The sequence below is a fragment of the Bacillus norwichensis genome (assembly GCF_014836955.1).
GTDB lineage: Bacteria > Bacillota > Bacilli > Bacillales > Bacillaceae_C > Siminovitchia > Siminovitchia norwichensis.
The window spans coordinates 42677-64332 of record NZ_JACSPV010000006.1; the positions used below are offsets into that span (position 1 = coordinate 42677).

Here is a 21656-nt window from a genome sequence, read left to right on the forward strand (position 1 = left end):
CAATCCAGTGAAGTCGTTCTTTGACTTCATAGGATTGACCGAAGCGACCTCGAGCCCCTGCCGTCTGCAACTAGACAGGAGCGTCTTCGACGAGATAAAGGAAATACGGCGACGCAGAAGCCGATGTTGACTTATCGTAGGAGGAGGCGGGAAGTCTGCTAGTCGCTGGAGCCCGTAGCTGGACAATAGAAAAGCGAAGGGCGACGTTTAGCGACGTACAAACTGAGCTGAAATGTGGAAGACGGCTGTTTAGGGGCGACAAGCGCTGGAGGGCAATCCAGTGAAGTCGTTCTTTGACTTCATAGGATTGACCGAAGCGACCTCGAGCCCCTGCCGTCTGCAACTAGACAAGAGCGTCTTCGATGAGATAAAGGAAACACGGCGACGAAGCAGGCTCAGGACGCGACGTACAGACTTGGAGCGTCTGAACAATAGAAAATGAAGGGTGACATTGCCCTGGAATTAGTAACTGGATAAATGAAAGAAGGTGAGTCATATTGACCATTAAAAGGGAGATTCAGGCATCAGTCAAAGACGAACAACTTGTAGAAAAACGCAGGAATCAAATGATCCGCGGAGCGGTGTCCCTTTTTAAAGAGAAAGGTTTCCATCGGACGACTACAAGGGAAATTGCGCGAGCTGCTGGTTTTAGCATTGGTACTTTATATGAATATATTAGGACGAAAGAGGATGTGCTTTTCCTCGTATGCGATAGCATTTATGAGCAGGTCAGGAACAGGCTCAGCAGTATGGACCTTGAAAGAGGAACGTTGGAAAGCTTGAGGCTTGGAATCGATCATTATTTTAGGATTATTGATGAGATGCAGGATGAAGTGCTTGTAATGTATCAGGAAGCGAAGGTTTTATCTAATGAAGCTTTACCTTATGTGTTAAAAAAAGAATTGGAAATGGTCGGCATGTTTGAAAAGCTAATCCGGCGCTGTGTGGAAAATGGCGAGCTTGATATCAGCAACGAGCACCAGCAGTTATTAGCGCATAATATTTTTGTACAGGGACAAATGTGGGGTTTCCGGAGATGGGCTCTGCAAAAGACATGCTCTATTGATGATTATATCTGCCTCCAGACGGATTTGCTTTTTTCAGGAATCCAAGGTTTTAAGAAACAAATGGAAGTAGGAGGATGAAAAAGGTGAATGAAATCTACATGCCTAAACACCATGTCCGCTTTATAACGGCCTCCAGTCTGTTTGACGGGCATGATGCTTCTATCAATATTATGCGAAGAATATTGCAAGCCAGTGGTGCAGAAGTGATTCATCTTGGACATAACCGATCGGTGGAGGAAGTGGTCAATGCGGCAATTCAGGAGGATGTGCAGGGAATTGCCATCTCCTCTTATCAAGGCGGACATGTAGAATATTTTAAATACATGCATGACTTGTTGAAGGAGAAGGGAGCGGCAAATATACGTCTTTATGGGGGAGGCGGAGGGGTAATTATCCCCCGTGAAATCAAGGAACTCCATCAATATGGGATTGCTCGCATTTTTTCTCCTGAGGATGGCCGAACGCTCGGGCTGCAAGGCATGATCAACCTGATGCTAGAGGAATGTGATTTTTCAACTGTTGGTCATTCTATCAACGAAGAAGTCGAGAGATTAAAAGAAGGCAATTTTTCAGCCGCCGCTAAATTGATCTCTTTAGCTGAAAACAGAGCAGGGGAAAGGGACAATAATCAATATTCGAAGGTTTTCGCTGAAATTCAGGAAATAAACAAAAAGGTACCGGTTTTGGGAATCACTGGAACAGGTGGAGCGGGTAAAAGTTCGTTAACTGATGAACTGATCCGCCGTTTTATCCATGAGATCCCGGAAAAGAAAGTGGCCATATTGTCAGTGGATCCGACTAAGCAAAAGACTGGTGGAGCGTTATTGGGAGACAGGATCCGGATGAATGCCATTTTTTCACCGCGTGTGTATATGAGAAGCTTGGCAACCAGAGGATCCAGAAACGAGCTTTCCGAAGCTATTCATGATGCTATCCAAATTGTCAAAGCAATGGGTGTTGACCTAGTGATTGTTGAAACAAGTGGAATCGGCCAGGGCGATGCTGAAATAAGGGAAGTAAGCGATGTTTCTATGTATGTGATGACAAGTGAATTCGGCGCTCCTACTCAATTGGAAAAAATCGATATGATCGATTTTGCTGATATTATCGCTATCAACAAGTTTGAGAAAAAAGGATCTGAGGATGCAAGGGACCAGGTCAGGAAGCAATACCAAAGAAGCCATGTGCTCTTTGATAAGGATTTGGAAAAAATGCCGGTGTACGGAACGATTGCCAGCCAGTTCAACGATCCTGGAACGAATACCTTATTTGCGTCCCTAATTGATCTATTGGATGAAAAATGCGGTACAGACTGGAGTGTTTCTTTTTCTAAGGATATAGGAGAAGGAAAGCAGAGTGTGATTATACCGGCTTCGCGTCAGCATTATTTGCGTGAAATTGCCGATACTGTCAAAAGGTACCATAAGCAGGCAGAGGAACAGGTTTACGTCGCAAGGCAGCTCTTTCAAATTGAAGGGACAATCAAAGTGGTGAAAAATAGAGGGGAACACGATCATATATTGACGACCCTCGAAGAATTGAAAAAAGAAACAGAAGAAAAGCTCACTCCCTATTCGAAGAAAGTATTGGCGGATTGGGAGGAAACGAAAAAGTCTTACGCAGAGGACCGGTTTGTTACAAGAATAAGAGGAAAAGAAATTGTAACAGAACTAAAGACAAAAAGCTTATCAGGCCTTGCCATCCCGAAAGTGTCTCTTCCATCATATAAAGATTATGGAGAAGTTTTAAATTGGATATATAAGGAGAACGTTCCGGGTTCCTACCCTTATACAGCAGGCGTATTTCCTTTTAAACGACAGGGTGAGGATCCGAAACGTCAGTTTGCTGGAGAGGGGACGCCTGAAAGAACGAATCGCCGATTCCATTATTTATCGAAAGATGATGAGGCTAAACGGTTAAGTACCGCATTTGACTCAGTTACATTGTATGGTGAGGACCCTGATTACCGTCCTGATATATATGGTAAAGTGGGGGAAAGCGGCGTTAGTATCTGTACACTTGATGATATGAACAAACTGTATGATGGTTTTGACCTCTGCGCACCGTCAACCTCTGTTTCGATGACAATTAATGGTCCCGCTCCAATCATTCTCGCAATGTATATGAATACGGCTATTGATCAGCAAATGCAGAAAAAAAGGGCGGAGCTAGGACGCGAATTGACTGAAACTGAATATGAAGAAGTGAAGAGGCATACATTGAAAACAGTTAGGGGGACAGTTCAAGCTGATATTTTAAAAGAAGATCAAGGCCAGAATACATGCATATTTTCAACAGAGTTTGCCTTAAGGATGATGGGTGACATTCAGCAGTATTTCATTGACCATCAGATTAGAAACTATTACTCTGTTTCGATTTCTGGCTACCATATTGCGGAAGCAGGAGCCAACCCGATTTCACAACTGGCCTTTACCTTGGCTAATGGATTTACGTATGTTGAATACTATTTAAGCCGAGGAATGAATATTGACGATTTCGCTCCGAATCTGTCGTTCTTTTTTTCAAATGGACTTGATCCAGAGTATACAGTTATTGGCCGGGTGGCCAGAAGGATTTGGGCAATTGTCATGCGGGAGAAATACGGCGCTAATGAACGCAGCCAAAAGTTGAAATATCATATTCAAACGTCAGGCAGATCTCTTCACGCACAAGAAATTGATTTCAATGATATCCGGACAACACTCCAAGCGTTGATGGCCTTACAGGATAATTGCAATTCACTTCATACGAATGCGTATGATGAAGCTATCACGACTCCAACGGAAGAATCGGTCAGAAGGGCAATGGCTATTCAGATGATTATTACAAAAGAACACGGTCTTTCAAAAAATGAAAATCCTCTGCAAGGTTCATTTATCGTAGAAGAGCTCACAGACCTCGTTGAAGAATCCGTACTCAATGAGTTTGAAAGACTGAATGATCGCGGGGGAGTGCTCGGCTCCATGGAGACGCAGTATCAGCGTGGGAAAATACAAGAAGAGTCTATGTATTATGAAACACTTAAGCATTCCGGGAAATTGCCAATTATCGGGGTGAATACGTATCTGAATCCGGATCCACCTTCCGAAGAAGAATTGGATAATATTGAATTGGCGCGAGCAACAACAGAGGAAAAAGAAACGCAAATCCGAAACCTTCAAGGTTTCCAAGCAAAACATTCAAATGAAGCCGAAGAAGCATTAAAGCGATTGAAAAAAATTGCCATCAGTGGAGGCAATATCTTTGCAGAGTTGATGGAGACAACCAAAACAGCAAGTCTCGGACAGATTACCCATGCCTTATATGAGGTAGGGGGGCAATATAGACGCAATATGTGACTGCTATCTTGGATTTTTACTATCTATCTGGTTAAAATAAGTAATAACTTCTATATGACTGGATGTGGGTACATGAAATTCGGGCTCAAGATCATAGGCTTTTTTCTTGCTGCGGCAATCGGCTATTTTCTGTATCAAAGCGGTCTTGGAGCAATTCCGTTTCTAGTTACCTCAGTCGTATTATTTTACTTTGGTTATCGTCTTACTCTCGGATCTGATAATAATCGGCCGGAGGGGCGGCCGCCTAAATAGAAATGGATGATCATAGTATCCCACAATCGCTCAGAGCCAGCTGATATACTGGAAATATAGTGCAGGCGCAGCGACAGGATGTCACACTTTAAGTCATCCGGTTCGAAGTCAGGGGCTGTCAGACAGTCTATTTATGAATTTGATTGAGGGTAAGCGGATGATAGGACGGGCTTAGTGCCCGTTCTTTACTGCTTTTAGTAAAAAAATTACTAACCAGTAATGTTAGGTGCCAAGTATAAGAGTTTCGAAAAAAATGGTCAATAATAGCGCGTTAACTTCAAAGATGAAACTTTGCCCCGTATTCTTTCACCTTAAATTGACATGACAGTTTCTTCGATAGCTATCGAGAAAATCGTTTTCCGCTGATTTTTTCGACAGCCTCGCTCGCCTGTCTTTATGGGTCTTATCGAGGTTCATCAAAGCGTCTTTTTTGCATTTCACCTTTGATTGAACGTTGATGAATAGGTGCTGGTGCTTTTATTCTCCTACCCCGGGGCATTCAAATGAAAAATTAATGAATAAAAAGGTAGCATATTGGAAAGATATTTGTTTATAATGTTGAGTATCTATATTTTAGCATTAAAGGCAACGGGCGGGCCTTTTATCAATAGGCGGAAAGGTTGTGCAGGGATTGAAACTTGAGCAATTAACTATGGATGAACGTAAAGAGATGTCTTTTATTGAAATTGCGCAAAGCATATTGGAAGAAAGAAAGCAGGGAATGCAATTTCAGGAGCTTACTGCAGAAATTGGAAATTTTTTGGAATTGCCTGAAGAAGAGCTGCGTTCAAGAATGCTTCAATTTTACACTGACTTGAATGTTGATGGCAGTTTCCTAGCATTGGGAGAAAACCAGTGGGGGCTGCGCGAATGGTATCCATTTGACCAAGTGGATGAAGAAGTTATTGCTCCAATACCGACGAAGAAGAAAAAGAAAAAGTCGAAAGCTGCAGTGGAGGAAGAAGACCTGCTGCTTGAAGTCGAGGATGACGAGGTAGATTTTGACGATGATTTAGATGATGACCTCGAAGAAGATGAGAGCCTTGAAGCCCTTCGTGAAGAAGAAGCTGAATTTGACGATGAAGATGAGGAATTACTTGACGACGACGATTATGAATTGGAAGATGATGATGATGAACTAGATCTGGAAGAAGAGGAAGAAGAGGAAGAATAGTTCTTGACTTCTTATCTCTCAATATGTAGAATTTTACTTGGGCTCCTTGAAAAAGGACTGACTCACAATACTCAACGCTCCCTTACTTTTGTAGCGGGGCGTTTTTTTATGTTTTTGACATGATGGATACCAGGAATAATAAGCGGGCGTACCGTGGCTGAGGCTATCTAGCTTCTTCAGGCTGAACGGGCGCTTGCATTTTTGCTTTTTTTTGGTTATCCGGTTCAAAGATGTGGAAATATAGGGACAGGATGAAGGAGGAAAAATTGTGTCAAAATATATTTTTGTAACCGGTGGTGTAGTTTCCTCACTTGGGAAGGGTATAACTGCTGCATCACTTGGACGATTACTTAAAAACCGTGGCTTGAATGTAACTATTCAAAAGTTCGATCCCTATCTTAATGTGGATCCAGGAACAATGAGCCCGTATCAGCATGGTGAAGTGTTTGTAACGGAGGATGGTGCTGAAACCGATTTGGATCTTGGCCACTACGAACGTTTCATCGACATCAATCTTAATAAGTTCAGCAATATTACCACAGGAAAGATATATTCAGAAGTAATCAGGAAAGAACGCCGAGGCGATTATAATGGAGGCACTGTCCAGGTTATTCCTCATATTACAAATCAAATCAAGGATCGCATTTATCGTGCAGCAGAAAAAACGGATGCTGATGTCGTCATTACAGAAATTGGTGGTACTGTTGGTGATATAGAGTCACTTCCTTTTCTTGAAGCTATCAGACAGATGAAAAATGATGTTGGCCGTGACAATGTCATGTATATCCACTGCACTCTTGTACCATATATTAAAGCTGCTGGTGAAATGAAAACAAAGCCGACACAGCATAGTGTAAAAGAGCTTAGAAGCCTGGGAATCCAACCAAATGTTATCGTCGTTCGTACAGAAATGCCGATTTCCCAAGATATGAAAGACAAAATTGCCTTATTTTGTGATATCGAAAAAAATGCAGTTATTGAATGCTTGGATGCAAGTACATTGTACTCTGTTCCACTATCTCTTCAAGAGCAGCATTTGGATCAAATCGTCTGTGATCATTTGAAGCTTGTTTGTTATGAAGCCGATATGGCTGATTGGAGAGGATTGGTAGATAAAGTCCAAAACTTGTCTAAAACTACCAAAATTGCCTTGGTTGGAAAGTATGTGGAACTACCAGATGCCTATATCTCAGTGGTGGAGGCGTTGAAACACGCAGGTTATGCTTTTGATTCAGATGTTGAAGTCAAATGGCTGAACGCGGAACTTGTGACATCAGAAAATGCGGCAGAATTGTTGTCTGACTGCGATGGAATCCTTGTACCAGGCGGATTTGGAGACCGGGGCATTGACGGTAAGCTCTCCGCAATCAAATATGCTAGAGAAAACAAAGTTCCATTTTTGGGAATCTGCCTAGGAATGCAATTGGCTTCCATCGAGTATGCTCGAAATGTACTTGGAATTGAAACAGCCCATTCATCCGAAATCAATCCTGCCACTGATCATCCTATTATTGATCTTCTTCCGGAACAGGAACAGCTGATGGATTTGGGAGGAACACTGCGTTTGGGTCTTTATCCTTGCAAGCTTAAGCCGGGAACAAAAGCGCATGAAATGTATCAGGAGGATTTAGTAAACGAGCGTCATCGTCATCGCTATGAGTTCAATAATGAATACCGCCAGCAGATGGAAGAGGCTGGATTCGTATTCTCTGGGACAAGCCCTGATGGAGAACTGGTCGAGATTGTAGAAATAATGGATCATCCATGGTTTATCGGAAGCCAGTTCCATCCTGAATTTACATCCCGCCCAACAAAACCGCAGCCGCTTTTTAAAGGGTTCATCGGAGCTGCCTTGGGAAAATTGGACTAATACCTTTTCATAACCAAAAAGATATTCGAATCATTTAGAATAAAACTGCCCAAAGGACTGGGCAGTTTTATTCATTTTCCAAAAGAATTTCATCTATAGTTAATTTCAATGCGTGATAAATATAGAGGCCGGCGATTAAGGATGGGAAAACCACTCTTTTTCCATCGTCAGCTGGAAGGATGGGTCTGATCACATGTGTATCAATATGGATATCGGCTAAATCAGTCAAATCCTCTTTATCCTCATTTTTTGCTGCCGAGATGGAAACAAACGGAATGCCTTTTTCCATGAGGTCTTGCCCGAGAGAGACTGCTTCCGGAGTATCAGAAAAACGGGAAAAGACAATGACTCGGTCTGTATGAGTCAACATATTCGTTTGTTCCAGTACTTCCGCATGTGCCATAGGTTCGGCCCCTTCTATGGCCTCATGAATAATTCCTTCCATTTCGTTGAAACCTTTGAAATATATTTTACCCTCACCCGCAGTGGCTTGGGCTAATAGTCTTGCCCCATCTTCCAAGGCTAATTCTTCTTTTTCTTTTAGTTTCAAAAACAGCCCGGTCAGTTGGGTTGATAACATTTTTAACATGGAATAACTCCCTTTCATTAAGCGTCTATAACTATATTATAGAGGTCTGGACTTGGGAAAAAAAGAAAGAGACGTGGGAGAAGGTGGAAATGATATATATCTTTAGAAGGAAATAAGGCATTGGACAGCGAAAGGATATAACGACAAACAAAATTGAAAAATTAAAACTGAGAATTTTTGAAGTGGTTATTAAAATAGCGATTTAATAAAGGGGGGGTAGCAATGAGAGAAAAAGTGTTAATAGTCGATGACCAATTTGGGATCCGGACTTTATTAAATGAGGTTTTACAAAAAGAGGGCTATGAAATTTTTCAAGCTGCAAATGGGTTGCAGGCGCTGAGTGTGACAGAGCAGTACGCTCCTGATCTCGTTTTATTGGATATGAAGATTCCGGGAATGGATGGCCTTGAAATATTGAAAAGAATGAAAGAGATCAATTCTGATATCAAAGTCATTATCATGACAGCATACGGCGAACTGGATCTCATTGAACAAACGAAAAAATTGGGAGCGCTCGCGCATTTTTCAAAGCCGTTTGATATTGAAGAGATTCGTTCAGCTGTAAAGAATTATTTAATGGTTAATTCAGATCAGGCGACTACATAAAAGATGAACTTCAAAAATACTCCATCGTTGGTATTGTAGTAAATAATTTGATATGATGATACTGCAAAAAAACGACTGAGGTTTCTTATTGGGGCAGCCCAATTTTAAAGGAGGAAAAGATTGTGCCTTTAGTATCAATGAGAGAGATGTTACATAAAGCAAATGAAGGAAAATATGCGGTTGGACAATTTAATTTGAACAATCTGGAATTTACACAGGCCATTTTACAGGCGGCACAGGAAGAGAACTCACCTGTTATTTTGGGAGTTTCGGAAGGTGCGGCACGTTATATGGGCGGTTTCAAGTTCACAGTGCGAATGGTTGAAGCACTTATGGAAGAATACGGGGTAACAGTCCCAGTAGCGATCCACCTTGATCATGGATCCAGCTTCGAAATGTGCGCGAAGGCGATACATGCAGGCTTTACTTCTGTCATGATTGATGGTTCCCATTTCCCGCTTGAGGAAAACATCGAATTGACAAAGAAAGTGGTCGAACTTGCTCATATGTTTGGCGTTTCAGTAGAAGCAGAACTGGGAAGAATCGGTGGCCAGGAAGATGACCTGACAGTTGATGATGCTGAAGCTTCCTATGCAATCCCCGAGGAATGTGACCGCCTCGTAAGAGAAACGAATGTTGACTGCTTTGCTCCTGCTCTGGGTTCAGTGCATGGTCCTTACAAAGGAGAACCTAAACTAGGCTTTGACCGTATGGAAGAGGTTATGAAATTAACAGGTGTTCCTCTTGTACTTCATGGCGGGACAGGTATTCCGCTTAAGGATATCCAAAGGGCTATTTCCTTAGGTACAGCAAAAATCAACGTGAATACTGAAAACCAGATTTCTTCTTCAAAGCGTGTGCGGGAAGTGTTGGCTGAAAATCCTGAAATGTACGATCCACGTAAATACCTGGGACCTGCACGTGAAGCGATTAAAGAAACTGTTATGGGTAAAATGCGTGATTTTGGTTCATCAGGAAAAGCATAATAAATATTTTTTTATGAAAAATATAGATACAGAGAACAATGAAACCGCCTGGCTTACTTGGCGGTTTCCATGTTATATACAGGAAAACGGGAGGCGCCTGGAGCTAGACAATACTAAAAAAGGAGTTGTACCCATTGAAGTTTTTTCTAGATACTGCAAATATTGATGAAATAGAAAAGGCAAATGAGTTTGGGATTATAGACGGAGTTACAACAAATCCTTCGTTGGTTGCTAAGGAGGATGTTTCTTTTCATGCTCGGCTGAGAGATATCACTAGCATCATTCCCGGTTCTGTCAGTGCTGAGGTCATAGCGCTTGATGCGGAAGGAATGATTAACGAAGGCAGGGAACTAGCTGCTATCGCCCCAAATATCACGGTGAAAATACCTATGACTCCTGACGGAATGAAAGCAGTCAGCATACTGTCCAAAGAAAATATTAAAACAAATGTTACGCTTATTTTCAATTCCAATCAGGCTCTCGTTGCAGCAAGAGCTGGGGCTACATATGTTTCTCCATTTATTGGCCGCCTTGATGATATTGGACATAGCGGAGCGGAGATTATATCAGAGATCGCCGATATTTTCTCTATCCATCAGCTTAATACACAAATCATTGCCGCTTCCATCCGTCATCCACAGCATGTGACAGAAGCTGCTTTAAATGGTGCCCACATCGCAACATTGCCATATAAAGTACTCGTCCAGCTATTTAAACATCCATTGACGGACCGGGGGATAGAATCTTTTATAAATGATTGGGAAGCGAGAAAAAATAAGTAACAATTTTTGTGATTTAAGATCTCGAAGTCTACATGTTTCGCCAATATTTGTTTATAATAGGGGGTATAATGCCTTTTTTGAAAAAATGATACCTTAACAGGCCTGAAAGGAAGTCAAAAATGGAGAAGCTAAAGATTGCTGGCGGTTATCCGTTAAAAGGAACAATAAAAGTGAGCGGTGCAAAGAATAGTGCTGTCGCCCTCATACCGGCTACCATTCTGGCAGATTCCCCTGTAAAGATTGAGGGTCTACCTGATATTTCAGATGTTGATACGTTGAGCGGCTTATTGGAGGAAATCGGAGGAAAGGTCACACTGGATAATGATGTTATGCATGTAGACCCTACAGAAATGATTTCTATGCCTTTGCCGAACGGAAAAGTGAAGAAACTGAGAGCATCCTATTATTTGATGGGCGCTATGCTGGGGCGCTTTAAAAAGGCTGTGATCGGATTGCCTGGGGGCTGTCACTTGGGGCCGCGCCCAATTGACCAGCACATTAAAGGGTTTGAAGCTCTTGGTGCAAAGGTGACTAACGAACAGGGAGCTTTATACCTAAGGGCAGATGAATTGAAAGGCGCTAGAATCTACCTGGATGTTGTTAGTGTCGGCGCTACAATCAATATCATGTTGGCGGCTGTAATGGCAGAAGGGCGAACAGTCATTGAGAATGCTGCCAAGGAGCCGGAAATCATTGATGTAGCGACCTTACTGACAAACATGGGAGCGAAAATTAAAGGGGCAGGCACTGATGTGATCCGAATAGATGGGGTAGAACGGTTGCACGGATGTCAGCACACTATTATTCCCGACAGGATTGAAGCAGGAACGTTTATGATTTTAGGATCGGCCATCGGAGAAGGTGTATTGATCGATAATGTCATTCCACATCATTTGGAATCTCTTACAGCGAAATTAAGAGAGATGGGGATCCCAGTCGAAGCAAGTGATGAACAGGTTTTTATCGGAAAAAGTGACAAATTGAAGCCGGTGGATGTCAAAACGCTTGTATATCCAGGATTTCCAACGGACCTGCAACAGCCTTTTACTTCTTTGCTGACAAGGGCAGAAGGATCTTCTATCGTCACTGATACTATCTATTCCGCTCGTTTTAAACATATTGATGAATTGCGGAGAATGAATGCCAATATTAAGGTAGAGGGAAGCTCTGCAATTGTGAATGGTCCATCTGTCCTTCAAGGAGCGAGAGTCAAAGCATCCGACCTTAGAGCAGGAGCTGCGCTCGTTATTGCTGGATTAATGGCCGAAGGAATTACAGAAGTGACCGGCCTTGAACACATTGACAGAGGCTACAGCGGATTAGTGGATAAATTAAATGGTCTCGGCGCTACTATTTGGCGTGAAAAAATGACGGATAAAGAGATTGAACAGCTAAAAAGCTCTTAAACCCCAATGTAGAGCCTTATACTTTTCTTAATTGGCAGTTATATGCAATACAGAAAATGGCAGAAATATGATATACTTTTACTTCAGGGCAATCTAGTAAGATTGCTGCCAATGACGGGAGGAAAGTCAATGGAAAGAAGTTTAACTATGGAGCTCGTAAGGGTGACAGAAGCAGCTGCGCTCAAATCTGCAAGATGGATGGGACGCGGCATGAAAAATGAAGCAGATGATGCTGCTACCACTGCAATGCGCAATGTTTTTGATACGATCCCAATGCAAGGGACAGTGGTAATTGGCGAAGGAGAAATGGACGAGGCTCCAATGCTTTATATCGGTGAAAAGCTTGGAACTGGGCAAGGACCAAAAGTCGACGTAGCCGTTGACCCACTAGAAGGCACAACGATAGTGGCTTCCGGGGGATGGAATGCTCTGTCCGTTATTGCTATTGCTGATGCAGGAAATCTTCTTCATGCTCCGGATATGTATATGGAAAAGATTGCTGTTGGTCCAGAAGCAGTAGGGAAAATCGACTTAAATGCCTCAGTTACAGATAATTTGAAAGCAGTGGCGAAGGCAAAAAATAAAAATATCGAAGATGTCGTGGCAACTGTATTGAACCGCCCGCGTCATGAAAAAATCATTGCTGAATTGCGGGAGGCCGGCGCCCGAATCAAATTGATTGATAATGGCGACGTAGCTGGTGCAATCAATACAGCCTTTGACCAAACAGGTGTTGATATTTTGTTTGGTACAGGAGGAGCTCCTGAAGGTGTTATTGCCGCAGCGGCGCTCAAATGTCTTGGTGGAGAACTGCAAGGCAGGCTTGTACCTTCCAATGATGCTGAATTGGAACGATGCAAGAAAATGAATATTGATGTCAATCAAGTATTCCGAATGGAAGATCTGGTGAAGGGTGATGACGCCATATTTGCTGCTACTGGGGTAACAGACGGCGAATTGCTAAAAGGTGTTCAATTTAAAGGCTCTTTCGGGTCTACTCATTCAATTGTTTTGCGTGCTAAATCGGGTACAATTCGTTTTATTGAAGGTCGACACAGTCTAAGTAAAAAACCTAATATGGTCGTGGAATCTTAATTTTAGGAGGGATGTATTCCCTCCTTCATGACTTTTAAGTTGTGTAACACAACGCCATGGTCTCATTCTTCCTATTCTTCATGTGAAATGCACTCAAAAAAATCCTTCCACTTTCTCAACATAATGTTATATTACAATCAACGACTTCAAGAGGATTAACAGACAAGAAGATTAAAGCAGGATGAAAACAAAGTGTGTGTGAATTTAGTATAAAAACAATAAAATATAGAAAAAGTGTGGTGTAGAAATGGCTGGTTTAACCATCTCTTCATTAGAAGATATGAAACTGAAAGAATTATATGAACTTGCCCGCGAATATAAAGTTTCCTATTACAGCAAACTTACAAAAAAAGAATTGATATTTGCCATTTTAAAAGCTCGTGCGGAGCAGGAAGGCTTCTTTTTCATGGAAGGAGTCTTGGAAATCATTCAATCTGAAGGATTTGGTTTCTTAAGGCCAATTAACTATACGGCAAGTTCTGAGGATATTTATATCTCAGCATCACAGATTCGCCGTTTTGATTTGCGCAATGGCGATAAGGTTTCCGGAAAAGTGCGTCCGCCTAAGGAAAACGAACGGTACTATGGATTGCTTCATGTGGAGGCGGTCAATGGAGATGATCCAGAAAGTGCTAAAGAGCGTGTCCATTTCCCGGCATTGACTCCGTTGTATCCGGATAGACAGATTAAATTGGAGACAACCCCTTCAAACTTATCTACTAGAATCATGGATCTTATTTCCCCGGTTGGTTTTGGGCAGCGTGGCTTGATTGTAGCTCCTCCGAAAGCCGGTAAAACAATGCTGTTAAAATCGATCGCCAATTCAATTACGACAAATCATCCCGAAGCAGAATTGATTGTATTGTTAATTGATGAAAGGCCTGAGGAAGTTACAGACATTGAACGCTCAGTAGGTGCGGAAGTTGTAAGCTCCACATTCGATGAGGTTCCGGAAAATCATATTAAAGTGGCTGAACTTGTGCTTGAACGTGCGATGAGACTTGTGGAGCACAAACGAGATGTGATCATTTTGATGGATAGTATCACTAGACTTGCCCGCGCTTATAATCTAGTCATTCCTCCAAGTGGAAGAACGCTTTCTGGTGGTATTGACCCTGCGGCATTCCACCGTCCAAAGCGATTTTTTGGTGCGGCTAGAAATATTGAAGAGGGCGGAAGCTTGACTATTTTGGCGACAGCTCTTGTGGATACAGGTTCACGTATGGATGATGTGATTTACGAGGAGTTCAAGGGAACTGGGAACTTGGAACTGCATTTGGATCGTTCTTTGGCCGAAAGAAGAATTTTCCCTGCCATCGATATTCGCCGTTCCGGTACAAGGAAGGAAGAGCTTCTTATACCGAAAGATCAGCTTGAAAAAATGTGGAAATTGCGTAAAGCGATGTCGGACACTCCTGATTTTGCGGAGAAATTTCTGCGTAAGCTGAAGCAAACAAAGACGAACGAAGAGTTTTTTGAAGCCTTGACGACAAAGTAGATTTAACTTTTTCGGTAGAATCTCCCACTTCTGTAAGTAGTGAGATGAATGCATAGTATTTCATTCCATTCAATAAGGGGTTCAAACCTCGGCTGAATAAAGTTAAAGCTTTCGACGGATGCCATAGATTTTCGGAAAAAACTTATCAGCTAGCTTGATAAAATCCGGGCGCATTTAATAAATATTTCGTGTAGCTTGAATTGCATTTTTACTGTCATCTTGTTATAATAAAAAATGTGCTTTTTTGAATTACTGTAGATTTATGTCTGCATCGTAATATAGAACTCTGTTTCAGCAAATGATTCAGGGCATTGAGGAGATGAAATGTAATGAAAGCAGGAATCCATCCAGAATATAAAAAAGCGACTGTAAAATGTGCATGTGGTAACGAATTTGAAAGCGGCTCTGTTAAAGAGAATATCCGTGTGGAAATTTGCTCAGCTTGCCATCCTTTTTACACTGGACGTCAAAAATTCGCATCCGCGGACGGACGTGTTGATCGCTTTAACAAAAAATACGGACTTAAATAATCATACGTTGAAAAACGGGCAAGGCGACTTGCCTGTTTTTTTATGCCTTGGCTCATTTATGAACTTGTGGACAAATGAGCAGCAGCTTATGAAAAAATGGATAGAGGTGTGGATAAGTGGAAATCACCAGCCAAAAGGGCTCAATCGAAGTAATTTGCGGCAGTATGTTTTCTGGAAAAACAGAAGAGTTAATCCGAAGGATCAGAAGGGTGCAATATGCCAGGCAAAATTTGTTGATATTCAAGCCGAAATTAGATGACCGTTACAGTGTCAATGAAGTTGTTTCCCACAACGGGCTATCTGCTATGGCACAACCAGTGGATAACTCTATTGATATTTTTCAATGGGTTCATGCTGATATAGATGTTATCGCAGTTGATGAAGCACAATTTTTTGATGAGAAAATTGTAGAGGTTGTCAATCAGTTGGCTGACTCAGGTCATAGAGTCATTATAGCAGGGCTGGATCAAGATTTCCGTGGAGAGCCCTTTGGATCCATGCCGGAGTTGTTATCTATGGCAGAGTACGTGACAAAGCTGCAAGCGGTATGTGTTGTCTGTGGTGCACCTGCTAGTCGGACTCAGCGTCTCATTAACGGTGAACCTGCTTGTTTTGATGATCCAATTATTTTAGTGGGAGCTTCTGAAGCATATGAGGCAAGATGTCGCTGCCATCATGAAGTGCCTGCGGGAGTGAGCAAGCATTTTCCACAGCCTGTAAAAGGTGAGGAATAACTGATCTCAAAAAAATCCAGATGAAACGCTGGGTTTTTTATTTTGAATTAAATTGTGTAGAAAATATTTTTCAAAGGGAGCCTTTATCTTGGGACAACTGCGTCGTACAGGATATCGTGTACTTAATCTGCTTACGAAATCACAATACTGCTGCTTTCCTTTGGCGGCTGAGGCATCCCCGCCTGACAATTCGCCTTGTGCTGTGTTTCATTAAATCATCTTGTCCACATGTTAATAACCGAAGAGTTGTAAAAATAAAACGAAGCGCTTTTTCAAAAAAGTTTGCTTTGCAGAAAGTGGACAGTGTACTATAAAAAGAGCATATAAGGAAAAACTTTGAGGTGAAGACTTGTGTTCGATAGATTACAATCGGTGGAAGACCGTTACGAGAAATTAAATGAGTTGTTGAGCGACCCTGAAGTTGTCAACAATTCGGAAAAACTCCGGGAATATTCGAAAGAACAATCTTCCATAGCAGAGACGGTTGAAGTATACAGGGAATATAAAGAGGCTAAATCAGAATACGACGATGCCAAAGAAATGCTGGATGATAAGCTCGATCCCGAAATGCGCGAAATGGTTAAGGAAGAGATTGATGAATTGGAAGTCAGGATCAAGGATTTTGAAGAAAGATTGAAAATTCTTTTGATCCCGAAAGACCCTAACGATGATAAAAACGTCATTATGGAGATTCGGGGTGCTGCTGGAGGAGATGAGGCGGCATTGTTCGCTGGCAACCTTTACAGGATGTACAGCAGATATGCTGAAACCCACGGATGGAAGACGGAAGTGATTGAGGAACATTCCACAGGTCTGGGCGGTTTCAAAGAAATTATTTTCATTATCAACGGAAATGGAGCTTTTTCAAGGTTGAAATACGAGAATGGTGCACATAGGGTGCAGCGTGTACCAGAGACAGAATCAGGCGGCCGTATTCATACATCAACAGCAACGGTGGCTGTCCTTCCTGAAGCTGAGGAAGTAGAAGTAGATATACATGAAAAAGATATTCGTGTCGATACGTTCGCTTCCAGTGGACCTGGGGGACAAAGCGTCAACACGACAATGTCTGCCGTACGTTTAACTCATATTCCGACCGGAATAGTCGTTTCCTGTCAGGATGAAAAGTCTCAGATTAAGAATAAAGATAAAGCTATGAAGGTTCTGCGTGCTCGGGTTTATGATAAATTCCAGCAAGAGGCCCAAGAAGAGTATGATGCAAACCGTAAGTCCGCTGTAGGAACTGGTGACCGTTCTGAAAGGATCCGGACATATAATTTTCCGCAGAATCGTGTGACTGACCATCGCATCGGTTTGACTATCCAGAAGCTGGATCAAATCCTGGAAGGTAAACTCGATGAAGTTATTGATTCACTGATCGTTGAAGACCAATCCAAAAAGCTTGAAAGTGTGGAAGATTAATTGTCCAATGAACGAACCATATTCAAAGCCCTATCCTGGGCTTCTTCTTTTTTGATAGAAAATGGAAGAGACGCTAATGCCGGTGAAATTTTATTGAGAGCTCAACTAAACATGAGCCGATCTAAACTATTTGCTGAACAAAGAACGCCTCTTGCCGATCAAGAATGGTATCGCTTTGAAGAATCAGTCAAGGAACATGCAGCAGGTAAGCCTGTTCAACATATCATCGGATACGAAGAATTTTACGGAAGAAAATTTTTTGTGAATGAAGATGTACTGATCCCGCGTCCAGAGACGGAAGAGCTGATTGAGGCTACATTAAAAAAGCTGGGTGCAGCATTTAAATCTGTATCCGGTTTAAAAGTGGCGGATATTGGAACAGGAAGCGGTGCTATTGCTATAACATTAAAGCTAGAATTGCCTGTTCTGGATGTTTTTGCATCTGATTTATCTGAAAAGGCACTTCAGACGGCTAAAAAAAATGCGGAATGCCTAAACGCTGAGGTTCAATTTTTACAGGGAGATTTGCTCCAGCCGTTTATTGATAATGGACTGAAGTTGGATATCGTTGTGTCGAATCCTCCGTATATTCCTATCCATGATGAATTATCAGATGTTGTTTCTGAACATGAACCACATTCGGCATTGTTCGGAGGCAAAGATGGACTGGATTTCTATCGTCGTTTTGCATCTGAATTGCCCGGGGTTTTAAAGGAACAAGCACTTGTTCTTTTTGAAATCGGTGATGGACAGGGTGAGGATGTAAAACGGCTGTTGGCGAAAAGTTTTTCAGCCGCAGAGATCGACGTTGTAAGAGATATTAACGGCAAGGAGCGTATAGTCACTATGGCAATATAGAAAATATTATTTGATTGATTATAAGATTTAAAAATTGTCCATACTGTCCTAGTGAAGGGACGGGTGGGGAATATGAGAAAAAATAGTAAACAAAAATTCTATCAAAAATACATTGCAAGTGCATATATAGTGATTCTCTCGCTAGCAGCTGTCATGAGCTTTTATTTTCCGGATCAAGAGAGCTCCGCAGCAGAGAATGTGCAGGTTATTCCAGAAGAGGCGATCCGGCTTCGGATTCTTGCCAACAGTGACAGTGAAAAAGATCAGGAAGTTAAACGGGCTGTCCGGGATGCTGTGAATAAGCAAATTAATGAGTGGGTGGAACAATTAACTTCTATTGAGGAAGCCCGGCATGTGATTTCTTCAAGGCTTCCGGAGCTCGAAAAAACTGCGAAAAACGAACTTGCAAAGCATGGTCTTCAATATTCAGTCAGCATCGATTTGGGGGATGTTCAGTTTCCGACAAAATTATATGGGCAATATCTTTATCCTGCTGGAACATATGAAGCTGTCTTAATCACTCTTGGTGAAGGAAAAGGAGCCAACTGGTGGTGTGTACTTTTTCCGCCGCTTTGTTTTCTGGATTTTTCCAACAGTGCGGCAGTAAGTCAAGGGATTGAAGAAGATGTGGATAACACTGTTGATATGGAAATGGAGCAGGATGAAAGTTTATCGTACCTAGAGGATGAACAGACTGAGGTGCCTGTTCCAGTATTCGTAGGAGAACAGGAAGAGAAAGAGGAAGTAGAAGTCAAATTTTTTCTGAAAGAACTGTTTGATAAGCTGCTTTAACTTCATTCAGCAGAAGTCTCCCACTTCTGTAAGTGGTGAGATGAATGCATAGTGGTATTCCATTCAGTGAGGGTTCAAACCCTGGCTGAATAAAGTCAAAGCCTCTGGCGGATGCCAAAGATTTTCATAGGAAATTTATCGAGCAGAGCTCGATAAAATCTGGGCGCAAATACGCCAAGGCGCATTTGATTACACAATGAATCTCTCGAAGGGGAGATTTTTTGTTTTATATGATAAAAATAAAGTAGGAAAGTTAAGCTTAATTGAGAAATCGGAATGCTGTACTTGGGGCTAATTTAATGTGGGTAATTTTAAGGTTATTCACAATGGCACTCAAAGTTACCCACAATTTACCCAATTTTATCCACAAGTTGTTAATAACTTGCGAATCAAACATGAGATTTGAAGTAGAAAATGGAAGAAATGCCCCTATTTAAAGACGGATTTTTAGGTAAAAAGAGGTGGGAAATATGAAGACGAATTATTGGTCTGTGGATATTAATGTGGATATAAAAAATAATTATCCCCAGGTTGTGGAAGCTGCGCAATATTTAAAAGAAGGAGAAGTTGTGGCATTCCCAACAGAAACAGTTTATGGCTTAGGTGCTAACGCGTTGTCGGACAAGGCTGTTGCAAAAATATTTAAAGCAAAAGGAAGGCCAGCAGATAATCCGCTGATTGTCCACATTGCAAATGTGAACCAGCTCGATTTATTAACAAAAGAAATCCCGGAAACGGCTATCAAGCTCATGAATGAATTTTGGCCGGGCCCGTTGACCTTAATTTTTAAAAGTAAACCGGATGCTGTTTCATCATTAGTAACGGCTGGACTCAAAACAGTCGCAGTGAGAATGCCAGATCATCCGGTGGCATTGGCACTCATCAACGCTGCTGGCGTGCCTATTGCTGCTCCAAGTGCTAATAAATCTGGAAAACCAAGTCCCACCATGGCCAGGCATGTGTTGGCTGACTTGGAGGGCTTGATAGCTGGTGTAGTGGATGGCGGTCCTACGGGTGTAGGATTGGAATCTACAGTGCTCGATTGCACTCCGGAGGTTCCGATTATTTTACGTCCAGGCGGTTTGTCTAAAGAAGAGATTGAAAGAGTCATTGGACAGGTGGATCAGGATCCCGCTCTGAAACATTCAGAGTCTTCCCCTAAATCTCCTGGGATGAAATATCGACATTATGCTCCGTCCGCGCCGTTATTTTTAGTAGATGGAGATAAGGCGTGGATTCAAGAACTGATTGATCAAAAGAGGAGTTCCGGTGTAAAGGTCGGTGTGCTTGCTCCTGAAGAATCAGCTTCCTTTTATAAAGCAGATGCGGTAGTCGTTTCTGGAAGACGGTCGGATTTAAAGAGTGTGGCGCATACCCTTTATCAGGCGTTAAGAAGCTTTGATGAAAAGAATCTTGATTTGATATATGCCGAGGTTTATCCGCTTCAAGGGGTGGGAGAAGCGGTAATGAACCGACTTGAAAAAGCGGCAGCTCATAGAAGGATCACGCAGGTGGAAAGCGAAAAATAGTTTTGTAAAAGCCGGACAAATAAATCCAGCTTTTATTAAAAGCAAAGAAAGTATACAATTTTTTTATCGTTAGCCACAGAATGAGGCAGCTTGAGGCGGCATTCCTCGCCATGTTCTCTGGTTGTGAGTAAATGGACTTGAGGTCATAAGCCAATCAGCGGTGAAGAAGGCAACCTACGCCTTCTTCACCGCTTGTCTTATGCTTGGTCGCCGATAAGCAAGCAATCTCGTACTTCGTTTTCCTTTATCTAAAGGATCGTCGACTAAGTTCACCACTTCCTGTGGCAACGTCGACACCAACATTCTGTTGGCCGCAGTTTGTAGTCGCCTTGACTTTTCCTATTATTGACAAAAGGCTTGCACTCATGACTTCTAAACTAAGGGACTACGGGGATAGCCAAATCAATACCTAGTGGTTGTGCTGGTGTCCCACTTCAAACAGCTCATAAGAGCCTAGTTCAACGTACATTAATAGTCCCATACAGGATGTCTACTCTCTCACCTCGGCGCATATGATTTTTTATAGGCACGTCCGAGGTGAAAGGAGATTTATCCATGATAGTTCCTGAATTGGTGACATTAGTAATCATGGCATTTGCGGTGGGAATGGATGCTTTTTCTGTTTCCCTTGGCATGGGAATTTTTAAACTAAGATTACGTCAAATATTTTCAATCGGGATAACAATTGGTCTGTTTCATATGGCGATGCCCCTTTTGGGGATTATGACGGGGCATCTATTGTCTGCGACTTTCGGGAAAATTACGGGTTATATTGGTGGTATGCTTCTTGTTGTTATGGGGATTTTGATGATTGTTTCATGTTTTCGTAACAACGAGCAAACGATTGTTACACCTGTTGGGTGGGGCTTGATTTTTTTTAGTATGGTCGTAAGCCTAGACAGTTTCTCCGCAGGGTTAAGCTTGGGAATGTTTGGAGCAAGAGCAATTGCAGCGATGATTATTTTTGGAGCCGTTTCTACTATATTAACGTGGAGCGGGCTTATTTTGGGAAGGAAAGTGCAAAATTGGCTCGGTTTTTACGGAGAACTGCTTGGTGGCTTTATTTTAATCGTTTTTGGTGTCAAGTTAGTTTTTATTGGCTAAAAAAGTGTTTATTAAGATTGAAAC

The 21656-nt window shown here is 42.0% G+C and carries 19 protein-coding genes; 18 read left to right on the top strand and 1 reads right to left on the bottom strand.

Features of this window, described 5'->3' with window-relative positions; translation table 11 throughout:
* The first annotated feature begins 497 nt into the window (after positions 1-497).
* From H9631_RS05020 to H9631_RS05040, 5 genes are all read left to right on the top strand, one after another.
* Positions 498-1145 (top strand): TetR/AcrR family transcriptional regulator, encoded by a 648-nt coding sequence (locus H9631_RS05020; RefSeq protein ID WP_191810538.1) that lies wholly within the window; start codon positions 498-500, stop codon positions 1143-1145.
* Complete coding sequence (gene icmF, locus H9631_RS05025) at positions 1142-4405, top strand: fused isobutyryl-CoA mutase/GTPase IcmF (protein WP_225220871.1); 3264 nt, start codon at positions 1142-1144, stop codon at positions 4403-4405. The genes H9631_RS05020 and icmF overlap by 4 nt, the downstream gene beginning before the upstream one ends.
* 72 nt (positions 4406-4477) lie before the next feature.
* Positions 4478-4657 (top strand): hypothetical protein, encoded by a 180-nt coding sequence (locus H9631_RS05030; RefSeq protein ID WP_160707025.1) that lies wholly within the window; start codon positions 4478-4480, stop codon positions 4655-4657.
* A gap of 622 nt (positions 4658-5279) precedes the next feature.
* A complete protein-coding gene (rpoE, locus tag H9631_RS05035) occupies positions 5280-5831 on the top strand; it encodes a DNA-directed RNA polymerase subunit delta (protein ID WP_318246773.1) in 552 nt (183 codons plus the stop codon).
* A 268-nt stretch (positions 5832-6099) separates the two neighbouring features.
* Positions 6100-7701, top strand: a complete 1602-nt coding sequence (locus H9631_RS05040) for a CTP synthase (RefSeq protein ID WP_191810542.1) — start codon at positions 6100-6102, stop codon at positions 7699-7701.
* A gap of 67 nt (positions 7702-7768) precedes the next feature.
* On the opposite strand, the gene H9631_RS05045 is transcribed toward H9631_RS05040, so the two are convergent.
* Entirely contained in the window at positions 7769-8290 is a 522-nt protein-coding gene (locus H9631_RS05045; RefSeq protein WP_191810544.1) for a DUF2529 domain-containing protein, read from the bottom strand.
* Positions 8291-8512: 222 nt separating this feature from the next.
* On the opposite strand from H9631_RS05045, the gene H9631_RS05050 reads away from it, so the two are divergent.
* From H9631_RS05050 to H9631_RS05110, 13 genes are all read left to right on the top strand, one after another.
* Complete coding sequence (locus H9631_RS05050) at positions 8513-8896, top strand: response regulator (protein ID WP_191810546.1); 384 nt, start codon at positions 8513-8515, stop codon at positions 8894-8896.
* Between the two features lie 122 nt (positions 8897-9018).
* Positions 9019-9882, top strand: a complete 864-nt coding sequence (gene fba, locus H9631_RS05055) for a class II fructose-1,6-bisphosphate aldolase (RefSeq protein WP_191810548.1) — start codon at positions 9019-9021, stop codon at positions 9880-9882.
* A 134-nt stretch (positions 9883-10016) separates the two neighbouring features.
* Complete coding sequence (gene fsa / locus H9631_RS05060; protein WP_191810550.1) at positions 10017-10664, top strand: fructose-6-phosphate aldolase; 648 nt, start codon at positions 10017-10019, stop codon at positions 10662-10664.
* 119 nt (positions 10665-10783) lie between these two features.
* On the top strand, positions 10784-12070 hold the full coding sequence (locus tag H9631_RS05065) for a UDP-N-acetylglucosamine 1-carboxyvinyltransferase (protein WP_191810552.1): 1287 nt from the start codon (positions 10784-10786) through the stop codon (positions 12068-12070).
* A gap of 129 nt (positions 12071-12199) precedes the next feature.
* Positions 12200-13165: a class II fructose-bisphosphatase gene (gene glpX / locus H9631_RS05070; RefSeq protein ID WP_191810554.1), complete on the top strand. Its 966-nt coding sequence runs from the start codon at positions 12200-12202 to the stop codon at positions 13163-13165.
* Between the two features lie 247 nt (positions 13166-13412).
* The gene (gene rho / locus H9631_RS05075) at positions 13413-14663 is read left to right on the top strand and encodes a transcription termination factor Rho (RefSeq protein ID WP_191810572.1); all 1251 of its coding nucleotides are present in this window, start codon (positions 13413-13415) and stop codon (positions 14661-14663) included.
* A 329-nt stretch (positions 14664-14992) separates the two neighbouring features.
* Positions 14993-15193, top strand: a complete 201-nt coding sequence (gene rpmE, locus H9631_RS05080) for a 50S ribosomal protein L31 (protein WP_018708415.1) — start codon at positions 14993-14995, stop codon at positions 15191-15193.
* 116 nt (positions 15194-15309) lie between these two features.
* Positions 15310-15927, top strand: a complete 618-nt coding sequence (locus H9631_RS05085; protein WP_191810574.1) for a thymidine kinase — start codon at positions 15310-15312, stop codon at positions 15925-15927.
* A 351-nt stretch (positions 15928-16278) separates the two neighbouring features.
* Positions 16279-17349 (top strand): peptide chain release factor 1, encoded by a 1071-nt coding sequence (gene prfA / locus H9631_RS05090; RefSeq protein ID WP_191810576.1) that lies wholly within the window; start codon positions 16279-16281, stop codon positions 17347-17349.
* Positions 17350-18207, top strand: coding sequence for a peptide chain release factor N(5)-glutamine methyltransferase (prmC, locus tag H9631_RS05095; RefSeq protein WP_191810578.1), 858 nt, complete (start codon positions 17350-17352; stop codon positions 18205-18207).
* Positions 18208-18279: 72 nt separating this feature from the next.
* On the top strand, positions 18280-18999 hold the full coding sequence (gene spoIIR, locus H9631_RS05100; protein ID WP_191810580.1) for a stage II sporulation protein R: 720 nt from the start codon (positions 18280-18282) through the stop codon (positions 18997-18999).
* A 470-nt stretch (positions 19000-19469) separates the two neighbouring features.
* Positions 19470-20528 carry an L-threonylcarbamoyladenylate synthase gene (locus H9631_RS05105; protein ID WP_191810582.1) on the top strand — a complete coding sequence of 353 codons (1059 nt, stop codon included), beginning with the start codon at positions 19470-19472 and terminating at the stop codon, positions 20526-20528.
* A 555-nt stretch (positions 20529-21083) separates the two neighbouring features.
* Positions 21084-21632, top strand: coding sequence for a manganese efflux pump MntP (locus H9631_RS05110; protein ID WP_191810584.1), 549 nt, complete (start codon positions 21084-21086; stop codon positions 21630-21632).
* The last annotated feature ends 24 nt before the right edge of the window (positions 21633-21656 follow it).

Excerpts from the sequence above, each read along its gene's own strand:
- glpX (WP_191810554.1), top strand. The coding sequence starts at position 12,200 with ATGGAAAGAAGTTTAACTATGGAGCTCGTAAGGGTGACAGAAGCAGCT.
- icmF (WP_225220871.1), top strand. The coding sequence starts at position 1,142 with ATGAAAAAGGTGAATGAAATCTACATGCCTAAACACCATGTCCGCTTT.
- rho (WP_191810572.1), top strand. The coding sequence starts at position 13,413 with ATGGCTGGTTTAACCATCTCTTCATTAGAAGATATGAAACTGAAAGAA.
- H9631_RS05065 (WP_191810552.1), top strand. The coding sequence starts at position 10,784 with ATGGAGAAGCTAAAGATTGCTGGCGGTTATCCGTTAAAAGGAACAATA.
- H9631_RS05105 (WP_191810582.1), top strand. The coding sequence starts at position 19,470 with ATGAAGACGAATTATTGGTCTGTGGATATTAATGTGGATATAAAAAAT.
- H9631_RS05110 (WP_191810584.1), top strand. The coding sequence starts at position 21,084 with ATGATAGTTCCTGAATTGGTGACATTAGTAATCATGGCATTTGCGGTG.
- H9631_RS05030 (WP_160707025.1), top strand. The coding sequence starts at position 4,478 with ATGAAATTCGGGCTCAAGATCATAGGCTTTTTTCTTGCTGCGGCAATC.
- spoIIR (WP_191810580.1), top strand. The coding sequence starts at position 18,280 with ATGAGAAAAAATAGTAAACAAAAATTCTATCAAAAATACATTGCAAGT.
- rpmE (WP_018708415.1), top strand. The coding sequence starts at position 14,993 with ATGAAAGCAGGAATCCATCCAGAATATAAAAAAGCGACTGTAAAATGT.
- H9631_RS05045 (WP_191810544.1), bottom strand. The coding sequence starts at position 8,290 with ATGTTAAAAATGTTATCAACCCAACTGACCGGGCTGTTTTTGAAACTA.
- H9631_RS05050 (WP_191810546.1), top strand. The coding sequence starts at position 8,513 with ATGAGAGAAAAAGTGTTAATAGTCGATGACCAATTTGGGATCCGGACT.